This is a genomic window from Pseudomonas sp. p99-361 (assembly GCF_003935475.1).
Classification (GTDB): Bacteria; Pseudomonadota; Gammaproteobacteria; order Pseudomonadales; family Pseudomonadaceae; genus Aquipseudomonas; species Aquipseudomonas juntendi.
This window is the reverse complement of record NZ_RHQO01000018.1, coordinates 18,926-34,000: the sequence shown is the minus strand read 5'-3', so window position 1 is coordinate 34,000 and position 15,075 is coordinate 18,926. Positions and strand designations below refer to the sequence as shown.

The following is a 15,075-nucleotide window of genomic DNA, read 5'->3' as shown; positions in this document are numbered from 1 at the left end:
CACCCTCAGCCAGGAGGGTGATGTGTTTGCATGGTGTTTACCGATCGGTCAGTGCGAGGGTGAGGGAACGCTCTCGTGGAAAGCTGCCCGCTCGATCTGGATGGTGCAGTGATGGATTTCGAATGCATCGCTGACAGCATCCACGACGGCCGCCAACACAGCATCCCCATCTGCAGAATCCCGAACCACTACGTGCGACGTCATCACGTTACTGCCACTGCTGACAGCCCACACGTGCAAGTCATGAACGTCCGTCACGCCATCTACTCCGAGGATGGTGGCCTCGATTGCCGTAACGTCGAGCCCCCTCGGGACACCCTCCATGAGGATCCCCAGGCTTTCGCGAAGCAACTGCCACGTCCGCGGCAGAACCCAAAGGCCGATCGCCACAGCGACAATCGTGTCGACCCAGGTCCAGCCGGTGAAGCGGATGATAAGTGCCGCGATGATTACGCCAAGCGAGCCGAGCATGTCGCTCCAAACTTCGAGGTAGGCTCCTTTGACGTTGAGGCTTTCGTTGCTCGCAGATGCCAGAAGGCGCATCGAAATTAGGTTGATGATCAGGCCGGCGATTGCGATCCACATCATCGCTCCGGTAGCGATCTCCGCCGGCATGAAGAAGCGCTGGTAGGCCTCATACAAGATGTACATCGCCACCAGGAAGAGCAGCACGGCGTTGAACGTCGAAGCCAGAATTTCCAGGCGCGCATAGCCGAAGGTTCTTTTCTGATCCGCCGGCCGCTTGGCTATCTGAAGTGCAATCAGTGAGATCGCCAAGGCGGCAGAATCTGTGAACATGTGAGATGCGTCCGACAGCAGCGCCAGGCTGCCGGTAATCCACGCACCGATCACTTCTGCAATCATGAAGCTGCCAGTCAAGCCGAGCGCCATGATTAGCTTCTTCTGATGCCCCTCGCGTACTGCAGCGCTGCCATGGTCATGATTTGAACCCACGTATTTCTCCTTGCGCAGGGTTGTGGTCTCGTTGGCCTTCCTGTCTACCTAGCCTTAGAGCGTCGCTTGGCCACAGTGACTGCAAAATCTTGCTCCTGCACTCAGCAGCGAGCCGCAGGCGGTGCAACCACTCGATAGCGGTGTTCCGCAGTTTAGACAAAAGCGTGCTGACGGATCGTTGGCCGTCCGGCACTGCCTGCAGCCCTGCAGATCTTTGATGGGGGCAGGAGTGGGAGGGCGCCCGCCGTCATACACCTGATTACCGCCGTCGCAGCCCTGCTGCCGGCCATGGCGATCATATTGCTCGGCCCCATGTCCCCCGCTGTGGTGCTTGCCTCCACCGTGGTTTCCACGGCCATGGTGCCCGCCCAGGATGTTTTTGAAAAAGCTCATGGTATTCGCCCCTCATTGATGGGTGACATATTAACGAGCAAAAGTTGAAAATAATATTCTGCTCGCGAGAAAGACTTGTAAGTTGAATTGAAAGTTCAAAATTAGCCTACGACAAAACGAAACCGTTTTGTTTGTGAAATTAAATTTATCTAGCTGAGCGGAGCATTGCTTTTGGTGGGTAGTATCCCCCTAATTTTGATCATAGCGTGACCAATGACAATCAAAACAGCAGTAATTGGATTTCTGTCAGCATTGTAATCCCGAGGTCATCGTGTCGTTATCAGGTCCCGGAAATAATGCGCTCAGCGAGATTCATTTCTCTTTTTATCCCTATGCCTCACACATACTAAGCGTCCCCAACGCCTAGGGGCCTAAGGCCTCTGACGCTCCGCACATTGCGCAATCGCTCAGCATCTGTCGACGGTTTGCCTTGTAGCTCCCGCTAACTCCATAGCTACCGCCATGGATAAGCAGCTTCCAGAGTTTGATAATGACACCTTCCAAATCCATTGTTCACACCCTGTTAAGCAAATGGATCTTTGCTATTCGCAATGCGCGGCAGAAAGGCATCAGTACTAATTTGCTAATCGGCCTGGTGACTTTTTGGTTACTGCTATTCGCGAACGCTGAGCTCTGGAACGTGCTCTGGAAGCTGGTATTCAAAACCGATGAAGTGAACTGGCAGCTAGCGGCTAGCCTCCCAGTCATAGTATTCGCATGGGTGTTTACCGTTCTGAGCTTGCTGTCATGGGGGCGGCTGGCCAAACCCATACTGTGCCTGGTACTGATCAGCGCGTCTTTTGCGAGTTACTTCATGAATGCCTACGGCATCGTGATCGATTACACAATGTTCACCAACGTTGTGGAGACCGACGTCGCTGAGGCAACCGAGCTGCTGAATTGGAAGCTCGGTCTTTGGGTCGCAATGGTTGGGGTGTTGCCCGTCTACCTGATTGCCCGGGTTCCCCTCCGGCGCAAGCCTTGGGCCAAAGCTTTGGTCAGCAGGTTCATTGCTCTGTCGCTCGCTCTGTTGACCTTATCTGGCATCGCGTTGAGTCAGTACCAGTCGTATGCCTCCTTGCTGCGCAACAATCGGGAGATCCGGCTGATTCTGGTACCTACCAACTTGTTTGCGGCTGGCCATGGGTACCTGAAGCGTCAGCTGGCCTCACCTAAAACGCTGACGGCCATTGGTACTGATGCGGTAGTTAATCGACAGGGTGCGGCTCGTAAACCCAGGCTGCTGGTACTGGCAGTAGGAGAGACCGCTCGCTCCGCCAACTTCTCCCTCAACGGCTACTCCCGTGAAACGAATCCGGAACTAGAAAAGCGAAATGTCATTAGCTTCACGAACGTGAGCTCCTGCGGTACCGCTACCGCGGTCTCGCTGCCATGCATGTTCCTGGACGTGGGTAAGGCCCAGTACAAAGATGGCTTGGCCAAGAGCCGAGAAGGGCTGCTCGACGTGCTTCAACGCGCTGGCATCAGTGTCATGTGGACTGACAACAACTCGGGGTGCAAAGGGGTCTGCGACAGGGTTCCCAACCACAAGGCTGCCTCTCACGCGGATTCCCAACTGTGCACCAGCGAGGAGTGTAAGGACGGGGTGCTGCTCACGGAGATGCAAGACTTCATCAAGCGCCAGGAAGGCGATGCTGTCCTGGTGCTCCACTACAAAGGCAGTCACGGCCCGGCCTACTACAAGCGCTACCCCTCGCAATTCAAGAAATTCGCACCGGTGTGCGAGACCAACGAGCTCGACAAATGTAAGCAGGAGGAGGTGGTCAATGCCTACGACAACTCAATCCTCTACACCGATTATGTGACTGCAAATCTCATCGATATCCTGGCGGCCAACACCAAGTTCGACACTGCGCTGATGTACGTTTCGGACCACGGCGAATCGCTGGGGGAGGGTGGGCTCTATCTACACGGGCTGCCTTACGCGATGGCTCCTGACGAGCAAACAAAGGTGCCGTTGGTACTTTGGATGTCTGACTCGCTCGCGAAGAGCGAAAAGGTCAACGTGGGTTGTTTGAAAGCTCAAACCACGTCACCGCTGAGCCACGACAACCTGTTCCACACCGTGCTCGGCATGATGAACGTCCAGACGTCTTCGTATCGCTCAGCGCTGGATTTCACTGCCCCTTGTAAGCCCTTTGTCGGAGGCTCTTATTCTGGCCTCTGAATGTTCGATGTGGACCGGATCATCGGCCAGGCGGTTCTGCACCAGCCTGCTTTGACAGCTGAGAGAAGCTGGACTAATTACATAGCTGCATTCAACAACCCAAGCGGAAAAGGAAGTTTTGCATGAGCATCAAGCCAGGCCCAAAGCGCACCAATGAAGATGGCACTCCGGACAAAAGGCAGCGAGTCACCCCTGAAAAGCAGAAGGACCATCCGGACCTGAAACCCCACAAGCACAAAAAGGGGGAGTAAGAAAAAAGCAGCTCTCGGGAGCTGCTTTTTTTTTGGGGCTGTGTGCAAACCCTCCCGACCGTCTCGCTGATCAATCGGACCGCGTCGTGAGTCTTCCGCTTGGCTTGATGGATTCTGAAGCTACCTCCGGATCGGTTATCCCTTCAGTGCGGACGACGAGACTGATATCCCAGAGCGTTGAGCTGATACTCGCTGACAGCCCGAAATTGTGATTCTGCGATTTGACGCAGGCGCTCAACCTCTTCGGCAGATGAGCCAGAAGCCTGCGCCTCGTGGTATTGCTTCATCGCATCCACTGCGTCGGTATACATGGGGTGGTCGGGGAGAAGAGCTGGTATCTTTTTCGTCATGTAGCGGCAGGTCCTCACTGGATAGTCGACGGTGGTTTACCTGCTTTGAGGAGCTGAAAATCAATGACCGCCTGATAGAGCGAATCTGCCAATAGGTGAAGACGCTGTACCTCAAGGTCTGGCAATCCAGCAGCCTCCGCTTCGTGGGCCTGTCGGATAGCTTCAAGCGCTTGCCTCATCAGTGGCTCACCAGCCTCGACCATTCCAATGAATGTGCGCTTCACAACATTTTGCTCCACTCAGCTGAAGATGAATTATAGGACACCGCGGCGTGGCAAGGCCCCGAGCAGCACAGGTGTTCGACGTCCGGCTGAACGAACCAATGAGGAGCGCGCTGGCCTGGGGAGTGGCCAGGGCGCGTGTCATAGCTACGTTGTAAACCACTTTTTTCACTGTAAACCACTGTGGTTTACAGTGAAAAAAAGTGGTTTACAGCAGGCCTCCTCAGGCCTGAGTCAGCTCCAGCAGATCGCCCAGTTCCTCCCGGGCCATCTTCACTCTATCCATTCTGCGATAAGGATGATCAACCGGCATCCGGATAAGAGATTCGAACCAAGCCGAATCGAATTTGATGACTTCCTTGTGAATGTGCTCAAGCTCACCTCCGCGAGGCTGTGACACTACAAACTCCATGCTTTCAACCAAGCCAGACGCTTCACTGTCTTTGACGATTCGATGGCGGATGAAACTCATTTTGAGATCAAAATATGCCGCCTTCGAACCAGGCACCTTCTTCGATTCCAGCCGACCAGTGCTGCTGATTTCCGCCCCCGGCACCTCAGCGGCAATAGCTTTCACCAGCTCAGCATTTCCACTGACCTTCTGGCCAAACAGGCGGGTGGCGTCCGACATGTAAGCAAAGATCCATGGCACATTGCGAAGCGTCGCGCCGGTATAGAGGTAGCCACGCTCTCCCTTGTAACGCTGCAGCATGCCTCTCAACGCGTTCTCGGAAAGGACCAGTTGGGTCTCTTTCTCCAGGATGTAAACCACGCGATCGAACTGTTCGATCAATAGCTTGAGAATCTTCCGCGGGACGCCGTCAAACCTGGTTTTTCGTTCTGTTTTCTTATGCTGGCGAGGCTTGAAGTACGGGCAATCGTTACGGGCCTCACTATCAAATGGAGCGATGCCGCGAATGCTCTTAGTAGCATGTTTCCCGAATGGGTTCTTCACGTTAGGCGGTAGCTCATACAGCCCAACCAGCTGGACAGGGTTGTCGCATGCCGGGCATACAGCAAACTGAGCTAGCTTGCCCGCACTTCCAGGCTGGTACCACGGATCTCTGCGGAAGGTCTCGGCCTCGAAACCTTCCTTGTCGATGATCTTGCTTTCTGTGTCTTCGATGCGGAGCTTATAGACATCCATCTTTGCTGAAACCGTATCAATAGAGGGTTTCTGGATGGTAACGAGCGAGGATAGGCAGCAGTAGGCCTAACTGACCCTTTTGGTGGTCACCCACTGGTTTGAGGCCAGCCCAAAGCATGCCTGATCGACCTGGGCGGGCCCTAGAAACAACTAACCCCCTGATGCGCAGTACAGGTCTGGGACCTGCCCGAGGCGTGGGGGCTATTCTTGGAGCGACAGTGACACCGGCTCCGGAGAAAATCAATTGGTTTGTAGAGCAGCCGGTCAGCTAAGGTCAAACCCAGATCCTAAAGGGGAGGCCGATAGCAGCTCAGTCAGCATCATCGGCACCTTCTTCATCTTCATCGGTATCCCCAACACTGAGCCAGTCGTGAAGGTTGTACCGCACGAAGTCTTCCGCATCGAGCATGGTAAAGTCTTGTAGCACCGTGACGTCTGCTCCACCGAAGTACAGCCCATCGTTGAGATTTCTGGCCACCCCGAGCACTTCATTCAGCTGGTCGTGCAGCTCATTTGCGCGCCTGGCGTGCTCTCGTTTGGTCAAAAACCGGAACACCACCTCGTAGGGCTCAGGGGTGGTATTACCCGCTTTGCTTCAAGCCGCAGGAGTTGCAGGTCCGTTGCAGCTTGATGGTTTTACTTAAGGAGCCAAGCCAGCTCTCCAATCCGCAGATGCTGTGCACATTTTTTTGCACATATCTCACGCCACGATACCCCAGTAGATTCAGGCTTTTCGCAGCCTTTGCATAGGTGAGTCGCGATGGATTTCTACACATCTCAATGAGGAAACCTAAGCTCCGTTTTCCACGTATTCCTCCGCTACAGAACGCTTTTCTGCGGTGTGTCCCCTGACATTCGCTTTTCAGGGCGAGCTATGGGGGCCACTCAAGACGGCTATCTTTTGCCTGGCACCAATGAAAAGGCCCTCAATATTGAGGGCCTTAAATTCAATGCGGATCCGTCACGCGGGCATTTTTTGCAGCTGTCGAACTCGATCATGGACCACAAATTTAATGATTCCTTTGACATCGTTGGTGCAGTTTTCAAAGGCAAGGCGCGATACCACCTGGCGACCCTCCTTCAGAATCAGCGCCCCGATCAACTCGTCGACGAAGGACTGAGTGACATCGTTCCCAGCGAAATCTATGACAACGCTCTCACCACTGCTGAGCGAGCGTTCGATTTCGGTACGGTAGGGGATCGCTGAAGCTCGCATTCCGTACGTTCGGATAGAACTATCCCTACTTAATCGAATTTGAGTTTGCATGTCGTAACCCCTTGTATTGCATAATCCTTTTTTGCAGCCCGAGAGTTTCAGTTGACGCTGAATCTCCCATTTACCGCTCCTTGCATGATCGACTCTAGCCCTCGAGCTATCAAAAAGCCAGAGCTAGCGGAAATTCAGATCTAGGTCGAGATCGTCGTCAACCTGTCCTGCATCGTCCTTCGGCAGCAAGTCACTGATCGAAATGGTGGGCAGCAGCTCACGGGTACAGCTAAACGCGATCGATACACCATTCCACAGCGCATCATGCAGCTCCTGAGACTGCCGACGCTTTGTGTCATGTATGCCATTGCCGCTCACGATGATCAAACCACCGCCCGCCGCGTCTGCAATTTTTGCGGTAGTTGTTAACCCGATACCTTGGTTCTCGCTACCCAGGATCTGGGCCATCGCACCCCGGTTGCAGCTCACTCGCGGTTTGAGTGCCGCCTCGATCGCGTGCAAATGCGTGCGGTCATGAAGCTCAGGGTGATTCCTCAGTGTCGCGAGAAACCCACACCCATTATCGACGATGGCCATGCGTACAAGGTTCAATTTTGGATAAAACTGACAGGTCAGCCAAACGGCGGCGTCACCACGTCCCTCTCTGCGGGCGTGAGTAAGCGAGTTTTCCAATAGCTCCTTGAGCGAATACTCCAGAGGGCCCCGGTAGGAGTCAAACTCATTCCGTCCCGTGTGCTCGTCGACTGGGGCATCCGGGTCCGATTGAGTCAACCTTCCCGTAATAGCTCTAGCGAGGCGAGAGGCTGCAGCCTCTGCTTGATGGTGTTCGCTGATTTTGGTGATTTCCACCAACGAGGTGCTTCGGTCGTTTCGACGTCCTACCCCCGATAGATCTACACCCTCTACATCAATGTCCTTGAAAAAATCCATCCTGGCCAGGTAGGAGGTCAGGTCTCTGCTCAAAAACTGCATCGAAACTCGCTTCTGGACCAACTGGTTTTCAAACAACGCTCGCAGCGTGGCCATCCCTAACGGATCGATATACGAGAGGTTGCTAGCGTCTAAAACGATGTCACCAGGGCAGTTAATGATTTCTGCGCACACAGAAAACAGGTCATGGGGCGATCTTGAGCCAAGCCCCCAAGGAAGAACGATCGCGTTTTCAATATCGATGGCCTGCATGCAATTCCCTGGCAACGGAGCTAACCCTTTCGGATAGATATAGGGCTCGATAGTAGCCCATTGCCTGCCGGGTAAGCACTCACCTATTTTTTGACGAGTAGTGCCGGCATAGAATTGGCGCGCGGCAGTAGCGGCCTGTGGATGGTGGATCGCGCTCGCCTTGGGCTCAACACGCACGAAGAAAACACGGCCAACGCCCTGCCACGGGTCAGCCATTCAAGCAAAGATGGCCAGATCAAAGCCTTGTGCGAGAGCACTGGAGCAGGTTTGTGAGTCCGCCGAGCAGTTTCATCTCCGACGTCTGCTGTGGGCAAAGGCAAAGCTGGAAGGGGAACAGCGAAGAGTGACCCGATCAGCGCTGTACCGCACCGCATGTATCAGGTCTGGGGCTTGAGCTGTTAGATCGCATAAGGCTACCTTGGCCGGCAACTGGAGAACGAACTGCACCTCGTCTTCCAATGCGTTGGCGTGGAAGTAACTGAGGAAGTACTCGCTTTGACGGAACTGGTCAGAAGCGATCTCCTCCAGGCGTTACAGCCCACTGGGCAGGCCTTCCTGACAGGCCTGGTAGAAGGGGTCGAGCAAGTATAGGCCGTCCAGGCAGGAAAGCATGGACGGCGTTCCCCACCGGGAGCCGGCGTCGTACTCCTCCAGCGGCTTGGGCACTCCCTCGCCGGGGTACAAGGCAGCCAGCGCATTGTCGAAGGGCAACCACTGGTGCAGCAGCAGGATCAGCAACCTCCAGAAATGATCTATGCCATGACGCTACACCACAACAATAATCGACACGCTTACAGGAGCATTGATTGGCGTCACAGCTGTTCAAGGAGATGTTGTCTAGGCTGGACAATACGGCAGCGGCCGATATTTCCCACCCAGCTTGGGAGTTGATCATGATGGAGCCCATCGCCGTGGTACAGATCTGGCAATACCTTTTTGGCGGACTAAAGGCGGTATTGCACTGATCATGCTGGCCATATTTGGCCTGTTTTATGTGGCTCGTGCACTATGGCCACCTGTCACAGGCACTACAGTTATTTAATTTTGTTGCTCTGTCCGCTGACGCAACTCTTCGGGCACAACCATGGCGGGTATTCTCACCAGAAGGGTGAAAACTCGTCCAAACCGGACAACAAAGGGAACTACTTCATGCACACCGAATCGTGCCAGCATGACCATGACCATGACCACTCGCACCCGTATGAGCAACCGGATGGTAGTCAGCGCGATTTGGTATGCGGTATGACGGTGCCACCGGATAGTCGCTACTTCGAGCTATACGAGGGAAGGACATACCGCTTCTGCAGTGAAAAGTGCCTGACGAAATTCCGCGCAGCGCCTGTGCATTATCTTAGCCCTCCCCAGGACCAAGAACACGCGGGCCATCTCCACTCGGCTGCCCCGCAGCCAAGCAACGCGGCGGACGCCGAATACACTTGCCCGATGCATCCCCAAATCCGCCAGCGTGGGCCGGGCAGTTGCCCAATCTGTGGCATGGCCCTAGAGCCGGTAATACCGGAGCTTGAGGAAGACGAGAACCCGGAACTCAAGGACTTCTCCCGCCGCTTCTGGTGGACCTTGCCCCTGACGGTCATCGTGACCGTGTTGGCCATGACTGCCCACCAACTCCAATTGCTGCATGGTGCCACACAGAATTGGGTGGAGTTGATTCTGGCCACTCCCGTGACACTATGGGCTGGCTGGCCGTTTTTCGTGCGTGGGGTCGCATCGATTCGTAATCGCAGCCCGAATATGTGGACCCTGATAGGTTTGGGAACGGCTGCGGCGTACCTATACAGCGTTGCGGCCACAGTGTTCCCGCAGGTTTTCCCGACGACTTTCATGCAGGATGGCCGCATCGGTGTCTACTTCGAAGCGGCTGCAGTCATCATCTCATTAACGTTGCTCGGCCAAATGCTCGAGCTCAAGGCGCGCTCACAAACCTCCGCCGCCATCAAGTCGCTCCTGGGTCTTGCCCCCAAGACGGCCCGTCGCATCGGGGCCGATGGTCAGGAGGAAGATATTCCGCTCACCCACGTGCATACGGGCGACCACCTGCGCGTTCGCCCTGGCGAGAAGGTGCCGGTCGACGGGGTGGTCCTGGAAGGCGAAAGTGCTATCGATGAATCCATGCTGACAGGCGAGCCCGTGCCAGTGATGAAGAAAGCTGGGGATGCACTCATCGGTGCCACGCTGAATACCCACGGCAGCCTTGTGATGGCGGCGCAGAAGGTCGGCGCCGAGACAGTGCTCTCGCAAATCGTGCAGATGGTCGCGCGGGCTCAGCGCTCGAAAGCCCCGATGCAGCGGATGGCGGACACCGTGGCCGGCTATTTCGTCATGGGGGTGATTCTGGTCGCGCTGGTCACGCTCTTCGGCTGGGGGCTTTTCGGACCGGAGCCTGGCTGGGTCTTCGGCCTGATCAATGCGGTCGCGGTCCTGATCATTGCCTGCCCCTGCGCGCTCGGCCTAGCCACTCCCATGTCGATCATGGTCGCTACCGGGAAGGCTGCCAGCAGTGGCGTGCTCTTCCGAGACGCCAGTGCTATCGAGAACCTCTGCAAGATCGACACGCTGATCGTCGACAAGACCGGGACCCTCACCGAGGGCCGGCCAGTGTTTCATAGCGTGGTCGGTACCGGGCAGTTCATGCCACCCGAAGTCTTGCGCCTTGCCGCCAGCCTGGACCAAGGCAGCGAGCATCCGCTGGCACATGCGATTGTCGATCATGCGCGAGCGCATGGACACAGCTTGTCCAAGCCAGAGGCGTTTGAGTCGGGCTCTGGGATCGGTGTACGTGGCCAGGTGAACGGCAAACGGCTGCAGCTTGGCAACACGACCTTGATGGAAGAGGCTGGCCTCGACACCAGTCCGTTGCGAGACCGCGCCGAGCAGCTGCGTCTGGAAGGCATGAGTATCATGTACTTGGCCGTCGATGGCGTGCTCGCTGGCCTGCTAGCGGTGTCCGATCCGGTCAAACCCACCTCCAAGGAGGCGGTAACCCGGCTACAGGCAGAAGATGTGAAGGTCATCATGGCCACCGGCGACGGCCTGACTACGGCACGTGCGGTCGCGAAACAACTCGGCATCGAGGAAGTCCACGGAGAAGTGAAACCCGAGGACAAGGAGCAACTGGTGGCGCTCCTGCAGGGCGATAAGCGCCGGGTTGCCATGGCAGGAGATGGGATCAACGATGCCCCTGCGCTGGCCCGGGCTGATGTCGGGATCGCCATGGGAACTGGCACCGATGTTGCCATGAACAGCTCCCAGTTGACGCTGGTCAAGGGCGACCTGATGGGCATCCTGCGGGCCAGAACACTATCCGTGGCCACGGTGAAGAACATGCGTCAAAACTTGGGCTTCGCATTCTTCTACAACGCTATGGGCATACCGCTGGCGGCAGGTTTGTTCTACCCGCTTACCGGCCATCTATTGTCACCGATGATTGCGGCATTGGCCATGAGCGTAAGTTCGGCTTCCGTGGTATTCAACGCACTGCGGCTGAAGCGCGTAGTCACAGACTGAAATGGGCACACCGCAACCTATGAGAGGAAGTTCCGCCATCAGCGTTTCAACGCCTGATCCATATGACTGACTGTCTAGGGCTTTGGCCTTAGCGGGTATGTCCGCGAGTTCGGCGCCAATCTGGTCCTGATGGAGGACATCGGGCAACTGCGACGTCCGCCATCTTCTGCCAAGATCGTAAGGGACAATTGTGATGCAGCAGGGGCCGCCGCCAGAGGAGTTGGACAAGATTTCAGGGCGAAGATAAATCCTTTGACCGGGCCTTGACCTTGTCATCGTGTCAAGGTTGAAGCTGTAAATGCGGCGAGAAAAGCCGTACCAGCATGAGAGGCCCGCTATGTTCGTTTTGGAAGTTTCCGGTATGGGATGTGGCAGTTGTGTCAACAAGATCACCAAGGCCATCCAGGCTGCCGATGGCGACGCGAAGGTGATCGTTGATCGTGCTGCCGGTACAGTGAGTGTCCAAAGCAACATCGAGGCGGAACGCGTCGGTGCACTGGTCCAGGCGCTTGGTTACCCAACCAAAGTCAGTCGCTAAGTCTCGTTACCGCTCAGATGGCAAGCCGCCGTGCCATGTTTCATGGCGCGGTTTCTTCATATACAGCCTGATGTCGACTGACTCCGGGTCGGGATAGCCAGCAATACTCCCCAAGAAATGGACGGCCTTCGATCACCCAGTGCCGAGTCAAGCTGTGGACGTTGACGCTGATCAAGAAAATGCTTCGCGATTGGTGTTTATCTTGAGTAAATGTATAGGCCAGCCTGGCTCACATACCCCGGCCCCTCGTTGGAGCTCATTCACAATGATGACTGCCAAGCGGTTTAGTTCTATGGCCTTGGGGATATCCCTGCTCATCCCTCTGGGGCTGGTCATGGCAAACCCTACGGGTAACGTCTACACGGCCAATGAACGGTCCGCTTCCATTAGCCAGGTAAATCTTGCGACAGGTGATGTGAGCACGGTCGCCTTGCCGATCGCACCCCACAACCTACAGGTTTCGCCCGACGGCAGCTTGCTTCTGGTTGTTGGAGTGGCTGGACATGCGGGGCATTCGAGCGGTGAAAAGCCCGGTGGGCAGTTGCTGGTGTTCAGTACCAGCGCGCTGGACAGGCCACCGTTCAGCTTCCCGGCAGGCGATCACCCGGCTCATGTGGTCACCGACGTCACCGGGCTGCGAGCTTTTGTGACCGATTCCGCTGCCAACCAGGTGCGAGTATTTGACCTTGAGCAGCGAATCGAGTTGCCCGGTATTCCAACTGGGCGTTATCCCCATGGGCTGCGCTTGAGCCCTGATGGCCGGACACTCTATATCGCGAACATGAAGAGCGACAGCGTATCGCTTATCGATGTCGTCACACTCAAAGAAACCGCGCAGATTCCCGTGGGCAAAGGCCCTGTCCAGGTCGGCTTTGCCCCTGACGGTCGCCTGGCATTCGTCTCGCTCAGTGCGACAAATCAGCTTGGCATCATCGACACGGCCAGACGCAAGGTGATCAGCAAGGTTGATGTCGGCCGCACGCCAATCCAGATGATGGCCACCGTTGACGGTCGCCAGGTCTATGTCGCGAATCAGGGCAGTGGCCAGAATCCGGACGACCGAGTCTCCATCGTAGATCTCCAGACGCGTAGCAGCCTGGGCACCGTGACCACCGGCAAGGGTGCCCATGGTGTGGCCATCAGCAGCGACGGCGCTTATGTGTTTGTCAGCAATATTGAAGCGGGCACCGTATCTGTCATCGATACGAGCAGCCGAAAGGTCGTTGCTACCCATAAGGTTGGCGCCGGGCCAAACGGGATCAGCTTCGAGCCGCCGAGTGCCCAATAATAGCCCGTCGGTGTACAACCCGAGCACGACGCGAAAAATGAGCATTCACGCCGGCGCAGTAATTTGCTTGTCGTGCCAGGTGAGGCCTAGCGCCCAGACCAAGGCATCCGGCTTTAAAACAGTGCTAAGGAGATGATGATGAACAACGTTCGAAATTTACTGATCGGACTTTGTTTGGCCGCAGCGTCCGTGGGCGCCATGGCGCAAAACACCGATGAACACTCGACACATCACCCGGCCGATGCGCCAAGCGCGGCGGCTACCGAGAAGACGCCTTCTCAGCCAATGGACAAAGGGCAAATGGCGGCGATGGACCAGCAAATGAAGGCCATGCAAGCCATGCACGAAAAGATGGCTGCAGCCAAAACGCCGGAAGCCCGTCAGGCGTTGATGGCCGAGCATATGGCGCTGATGAAAAATGGCATGGCCATGATGAAGTCCATGGAGGGTGGCATGCCTGAAATGGGGGGCATGCATGGCGGCATGGGCGGGGATATGGCCGCCCGCCACCAGATGATGGAAAAGCGCATGGACATGATGGAGTCGATGATGCAGATGATGATGGACCGCATGCCATCTGCTGCATCGAAGTAACCCATCTCCTTTCCCAGGAGTCGCTATGAACCCTCACTTCGATGAAAACGGCTCACCACACAGTTTCTGGCGTTCACGCTATGCAATCGGCCTGGTGGTAATCGGTGGGATCGCCGTCTACTTCCTGCTCACCGAGCACCTTGCCCATGTCGTTGGAGCCCTGCCTTATCTGTTGTTGCTCGCCTGTCCGCTGATGCATGTCTTCATGCATCGAGGACATGGGGGACACCATCACCAGGGCCAGAGCAAACCGGCCCCCTCCGATAAGGCTGATATCCATAAGCCGGGAGATCCATCATGAATCATGGTGAAAGCGCGTATGGCCTCTGGTCGCTGGTTTTCATCAACTCCGCGATCTTCATCATGTTTGCCTTCAGTTTCTTCAAGCCGGCAACGGCGAGAGACTGGAGGAGCTTCGGTGCATTCTCGGCCTTCATCGTTGCCCTGTTTGTGGAAATGTATGGCTTCCCCCTGACGATCTATCTGTTGTCAGGCTGGTTGCAGGCCAGGTTCCCCAACCTCGATCTGCTTTCCCACGAATCCGGCCATCTGTGGTCGACGTTGCTCGGTGACCAGGGCAACCCACACTTCAGTGTTTTGCACATTGCCAGTTACCTATTCCTGGGTTTCGGCTTCTATTTGCTTTCTGCCGCCTGGAACGTGCTATATCACGCGCAACGCCGCCGTTCACTTGCAACGGTCGGGCCCTATGGCTGGATCAGACATCCGCAGTACGTGGCATTTGTGCTGATTCTTCTGGGCTTTCTCCTTCAGTGGCCGACGCTGCTGACGCTGGCAATGTTCCCGGTGTTGCTGGTGATGTACGGGCGTTTGGCGGTTTCCGAAGAGCGGGAAATGCACAAGCAGTTTGGCGCTGCCTACGAAGCTTATACCCGCGTTACGCCTAGGTTCGTTCCGCACCTGCGCGAAAGGTTGGGTGGGGGTCATAGAGGCTGAAGCGTAGGACGAAGGAGCTACATGCCAGGAGGGTTTCAGCGGCAGTGTTTCTAGCGGGAATAGGGTATCCAAAGTCTGTTTGCTCGGATAACACTCTGAGTTGTCGCGGGTTTTCTTGTCGACAAGCTCGGTGGAATCCTTGTTGGCGTTCGGATAACTCAGGCAGTTGGATGACTTTGCGATGCCCTGTCCGCTTTCGACCCATATAGATCGTGATGCACGAAGATCTCTGCTCAAACGTCAGCTACTACTCTGATCT

At 55.9% G+C, this 15,075-nt stretch carries 17 protein-coding genes and 1 pseudogene; 9 read left to right on the top strand and 9 right to left on the bottom strand.

What is annotated here, in order from left to right; genetic code table 11:
• Positions 1–48 precede the first annotated feature (48 nt).
• Both EGJ22_RS10850 and EGJ22_RS10845 read right to left on the bottom strand, forming a co-directional pair.
• Positions 49–954, bottom strand: coding sequence for a cation diffusion facilitator family transporter (locus tag EGJ22_RS10850; RefSeq protein ID WP_029886349.1), 906 nt, complete (start codon positions 952–954; stop codon positions 49–51).
• A gap of 54 nt (positions 955–1,008) precedes the next feature.
• Complete coding sequence (locus EGJ22_RS10845) at positions 1,009–1,347, bottom strand: zinc ribbon domain-containing protein (protein ID WP_071890582.1); 339 nt, start codon at positions 1,345–1,347, stop codon at positions 1,009–1,011.
• 490 nt (positions 1,348–1,837) lie between these two features.
• On the opposite strand from EGJ22_RS10845, the gene EGJ22_RS10840 reads away from it, so the two are divergent.
• Both EGJ22_RS10840 and EGJ22_RS26510 read left to right on the top strand, forming a co-directional pair.
• A complete protein-coding gene (locus tag EGJ22_RS10840; protein ID WP_003298414.1) occupies positions 1,838–3,535 on the top strand; it encodes a phosphoethanolamine transferase in 1,698 nt (565 codons plus the stop codon).
• Between the two features lie 122 nt (positions 3,536–3,657).
• Positions 3,658–3,786 carry a hypothetical protein gene (locus EGJ22_RS26510; protein ID WP_003253468.1) on the top strand — a complete coding sequence of 43 codons (129 nt, stop codon included), beginning with the start codon at positions 3,658–3,660 and terminating at the stop codon, positions 3,784–3,786.
• 143 nt (positions 3,787–3,929) lie between these two features.
• Here EGJ22_RS26510 and EGJ22_RS10835 read toward each other — a convergent pair whose 3' ends face one another.
• The 7 genes and pseudogenes from EGJ22_RS10835 to EGJ22_RS26125 form a co-directional block, all read right to left on the bottom strand.
• Positions 3,930–4,136 carry a hypothetical protein gene (locus EGJ22_RS10835; RefSeq protein WP_011953104.1) on the bottom strand — a complete coding sequence of 69 codons (207 nt, stop codon included), beginning with the start codon at positions 4,134–4,136 and terminating at the stop codon, positions 3,930–3,932.
• A gap of 14 nt (positions 4,137–4,150) precedes the next feature.
• Positions 4,151–4,360 (bottom strand): hypothetical protein, encoded by a 210-nt coding sequence (locus EGJ22_RS10830; protein ID WP_015268418.1) that lies wholly within the window; start codon positions 4,358–4,360, stop codon positions 4,151–4,153.
• Between the two features lie 220 nt (positions 4,361–4,580).
• Positions 4,581–5,504 (bottom strand): hypothetical protein, encoded by a 924-nt coding sequence (locus EGJ22_RS10825; protein ID WP_011953102.1) that lies wholly within the window; start codon positions 5,502–5,504, stop codon positions 4,581–4,583.
• A 310-nt stretch (positions 5,505–5,814) separates the two neighbouring features.
• On the bottom strand, positions 5,815–6,048 hold the full coding sequence (locus tag EGJ22_RS10820; protein WP_156867445.1) for a hypothetical protein: 234 nt from the start codon (positions 6,046–6,048) through the stop codon (positions 5,815–5,817).
• Positions 6,049–6,465: 417 nt separating this feature from the next.
• Positions 6,466–6,720, bottom strand: coding sequence for an STAS-like domain-containing protein (locus EGJ22_RS26895; protein WP_128337688.1), 255 nt, complete (start codon positions 6,718–6,720; stop codon positions 6,466–6,468).
• 174 nt (positions 6,721–6,894) lie between these two features.
• A complete protein-coding gene (locus EGJ22_RS26260) occupies positions 6,895–7,914 on the bottom strand; it encodes an ATP-binding protein (RefSeq protein ID WP_015268415.1) in 1,020 nt (339 codons plus the stop codon).
• Between the two features lie 423 nt (positions 7,915–8,337).
• Positions 8,338–8,673: pseudogene (locus EGJ22_RS26125) on the bottom strand (helix-turn-helix transcriptional regulator); the annotation flags it as partial.
• Between the two features lie 47 nt (positions 8,674–8,720).
• Between EGJ22_RS26125 and EGJ22_RS26120 the strand changes: the two are divergent.
• From EGJ22_RS26120 to EGJ22_RS10770, 7 genes are all read left to right on the top strand, one after another.
• Positions 8,721–8,879 carry a hypothetical protein gene (locus EGJ22_RS26120; RefSeq protein WP_011953098.1) on the top strand — a complete coding sequence of 53 codons (159 nt, stop codon included), beginning with the start codon at positions 8,721–8,723 and terminating at the stop codon, positions 8,877–8,879.
• 43 nt (positions 8,880–8,922) lie between these two features.
• A complete protein-coding gene (locus tag EGJ22_RS10795; RefSeq protein ID WP_012269848.1) occupies positions 8,923–11,439 on the top strand; it encodes a heavy metal translocating P-type ATPase in 2,517 nt (838 codons plus the stop codon).
• A gap of 337 nt (positions 11,440–11,776) precedes the next feature.
• Entirely contained in the window at positions 11,777–11,977 is a 201-nt protein-coding gene (locus tag EGJ22_RS10790) for a heavy-metal-associated domain-containing protein (protein ID WP_004575963.1), read from the top strand.
• Between the two features lie 265 nt (positions 11,978–12,242).
• Positions 12,243–13,265, top strand: a complete 1,023-nt coding sequence (locus EGJ22_RS10785) for a cytochrome D1 domain-containing protein (RefSeq protein ID WP_011953096.1) — start codon at positions 12,243–12,245, stop codon at positions 13,263–13,265.
• A 138-nt stretch (positions 13,266–13,403) separates the two neighbouring features.
• Positions 13,404–13,859: a hypothetical protein gene (locus EGJ22_RS10780; RefSeq protein ID WP_011953095.1), complete on the top strand. Its 456-nt coding sequence runs from the start codon at positions 13,404–13,406 to the stop codon at positions 13,857–13,859.
• A 25-nt stretch (positions 13,860–13,884) separates the two neighbouring features.
• Positions 13,885–14,160 carry a DUF2933 domain-containing protein gene (locus tag EGJ22_RS10775; RefSeq protein ID WP_011953094.1) on the top strand — a complete coding sequence of 92 codons (276 nt, stop codon included), beginning with the start codon at positions 13,885–13,887 and terminating at the stop codon, positions 14,158–14,160.
• Positions 14,157–14,816, top strand: coding sequence for an isoprenylcysteine carboxylmethyltransferase family protein (locus EGJ22_RS10770; RefSeq protein ID WP_011953093.1), 660 nt, complete (start codon positions 14,157–14,159; stop codon positions 14,814–14,816). Before EGJ22_RS10775 ends, EGJ22_RS10770 begins: the two co-directional genes overlap by 4 nt.
• Positions 14,817–15,075: the final 259 nt, after the last annotated feature.

Excerpts from the sequence above, each read along its gene's own strand:
- EGJ22_RS10845 (WP_071890582.1), bottom strand. The coding sequence starts at position 1,347 with ATGAGCTTTTTCAAAAACATCCTGGGCGGGCACCATGGCCGTGGAAAC.
- EGJ22_RS10840 (WP_003298414.1), top strand. The coding sequence starts at position 1,838 with ATGACACCTTCCAAATCCATTGTTCACACCCTGTTAAGCAAATGGATC.
- EGJ22_RS26510 (WP_003253468.1), top strand. The coding sequence starts at position 3,658 with ATGAGCATCAAGCCAGGCCCAAAGCGCACCAATGAAGATGGCACTCCG.
- EGJ22_RS10835 (WP_011953104.1), bottom strand. The coding sequence starts at position 4,136 with ATGACGAAAAAGATACCAGCTCTTCTCCCCGACCACCCCATGTATACC.
- EGJ22_RS10825 (WP_011953102.1), bottom strand. The coding sequence starts at position 5,504 with ATGGATGTCTATAAGCTCCGCATCGAAGACACAGAAAGCAAGATCATC.
- EGJ22_RS26895 (WP_128337688.1), bottom strand. The coding sequence starts at position 6,720 with ATGCGAGCTTCAGCGATCCCCTACCGTACCGAAATCGAACGCTCGCTC.
- EGJ22_RS26260 (WP_015268415.1), bottom strand. The coding sequence starts at position 7,914 with ATGCAGGCCATCGATATTGAAAACGCGATCGTTCTTCCTTGGGGGCTT.
- EGJ22_RS10795 (WP_012269848.1), top strand. The coding sequence starts at position 8,923 with ATGGCCACCTGTCACAGGCACTACAGTTATTTAATTTTGTTGCTCTGT.
- EGJ22_RS10790 (WP_004575963.1), top strand. The coding sequence starts at position 11,777 with ATGTTCGTTTTGGAAGTTTCCGGTATGGGATGTGGCAGTTGTGTCAAC.
- EGJ22_RS10785 (WP_011953096.1), top strand. The coding sequence starts at position 12,243 with ATGATGACTGCCAAGCGGTTTAGTTCTATGGCCTTGGGGATATCCCTG.
- EGJ22_RS10780 (WP_011953095.1), top strand. The coding sequence starts at position 13,404 with ATGAACAACGTTCGAAATTTACTGATCGGACTTTGTTTGGCCGCAGCG.
- EGJ22_RS10775 (WP_011953094.1), top strand. The coding sequence starts at position 13,885 with ATGAACCCTCACTTCGATGAAAACGGCTCACCACACAGTTTCTGGCGT.
- EGJ22_RS10770 (WP_011953093.1), top strand. The coding sequence starts at position 14,157 with ATGAATCATGGTGAAAGCGCGTATGGCCTCTGGTCGCTGGTTTTCATC.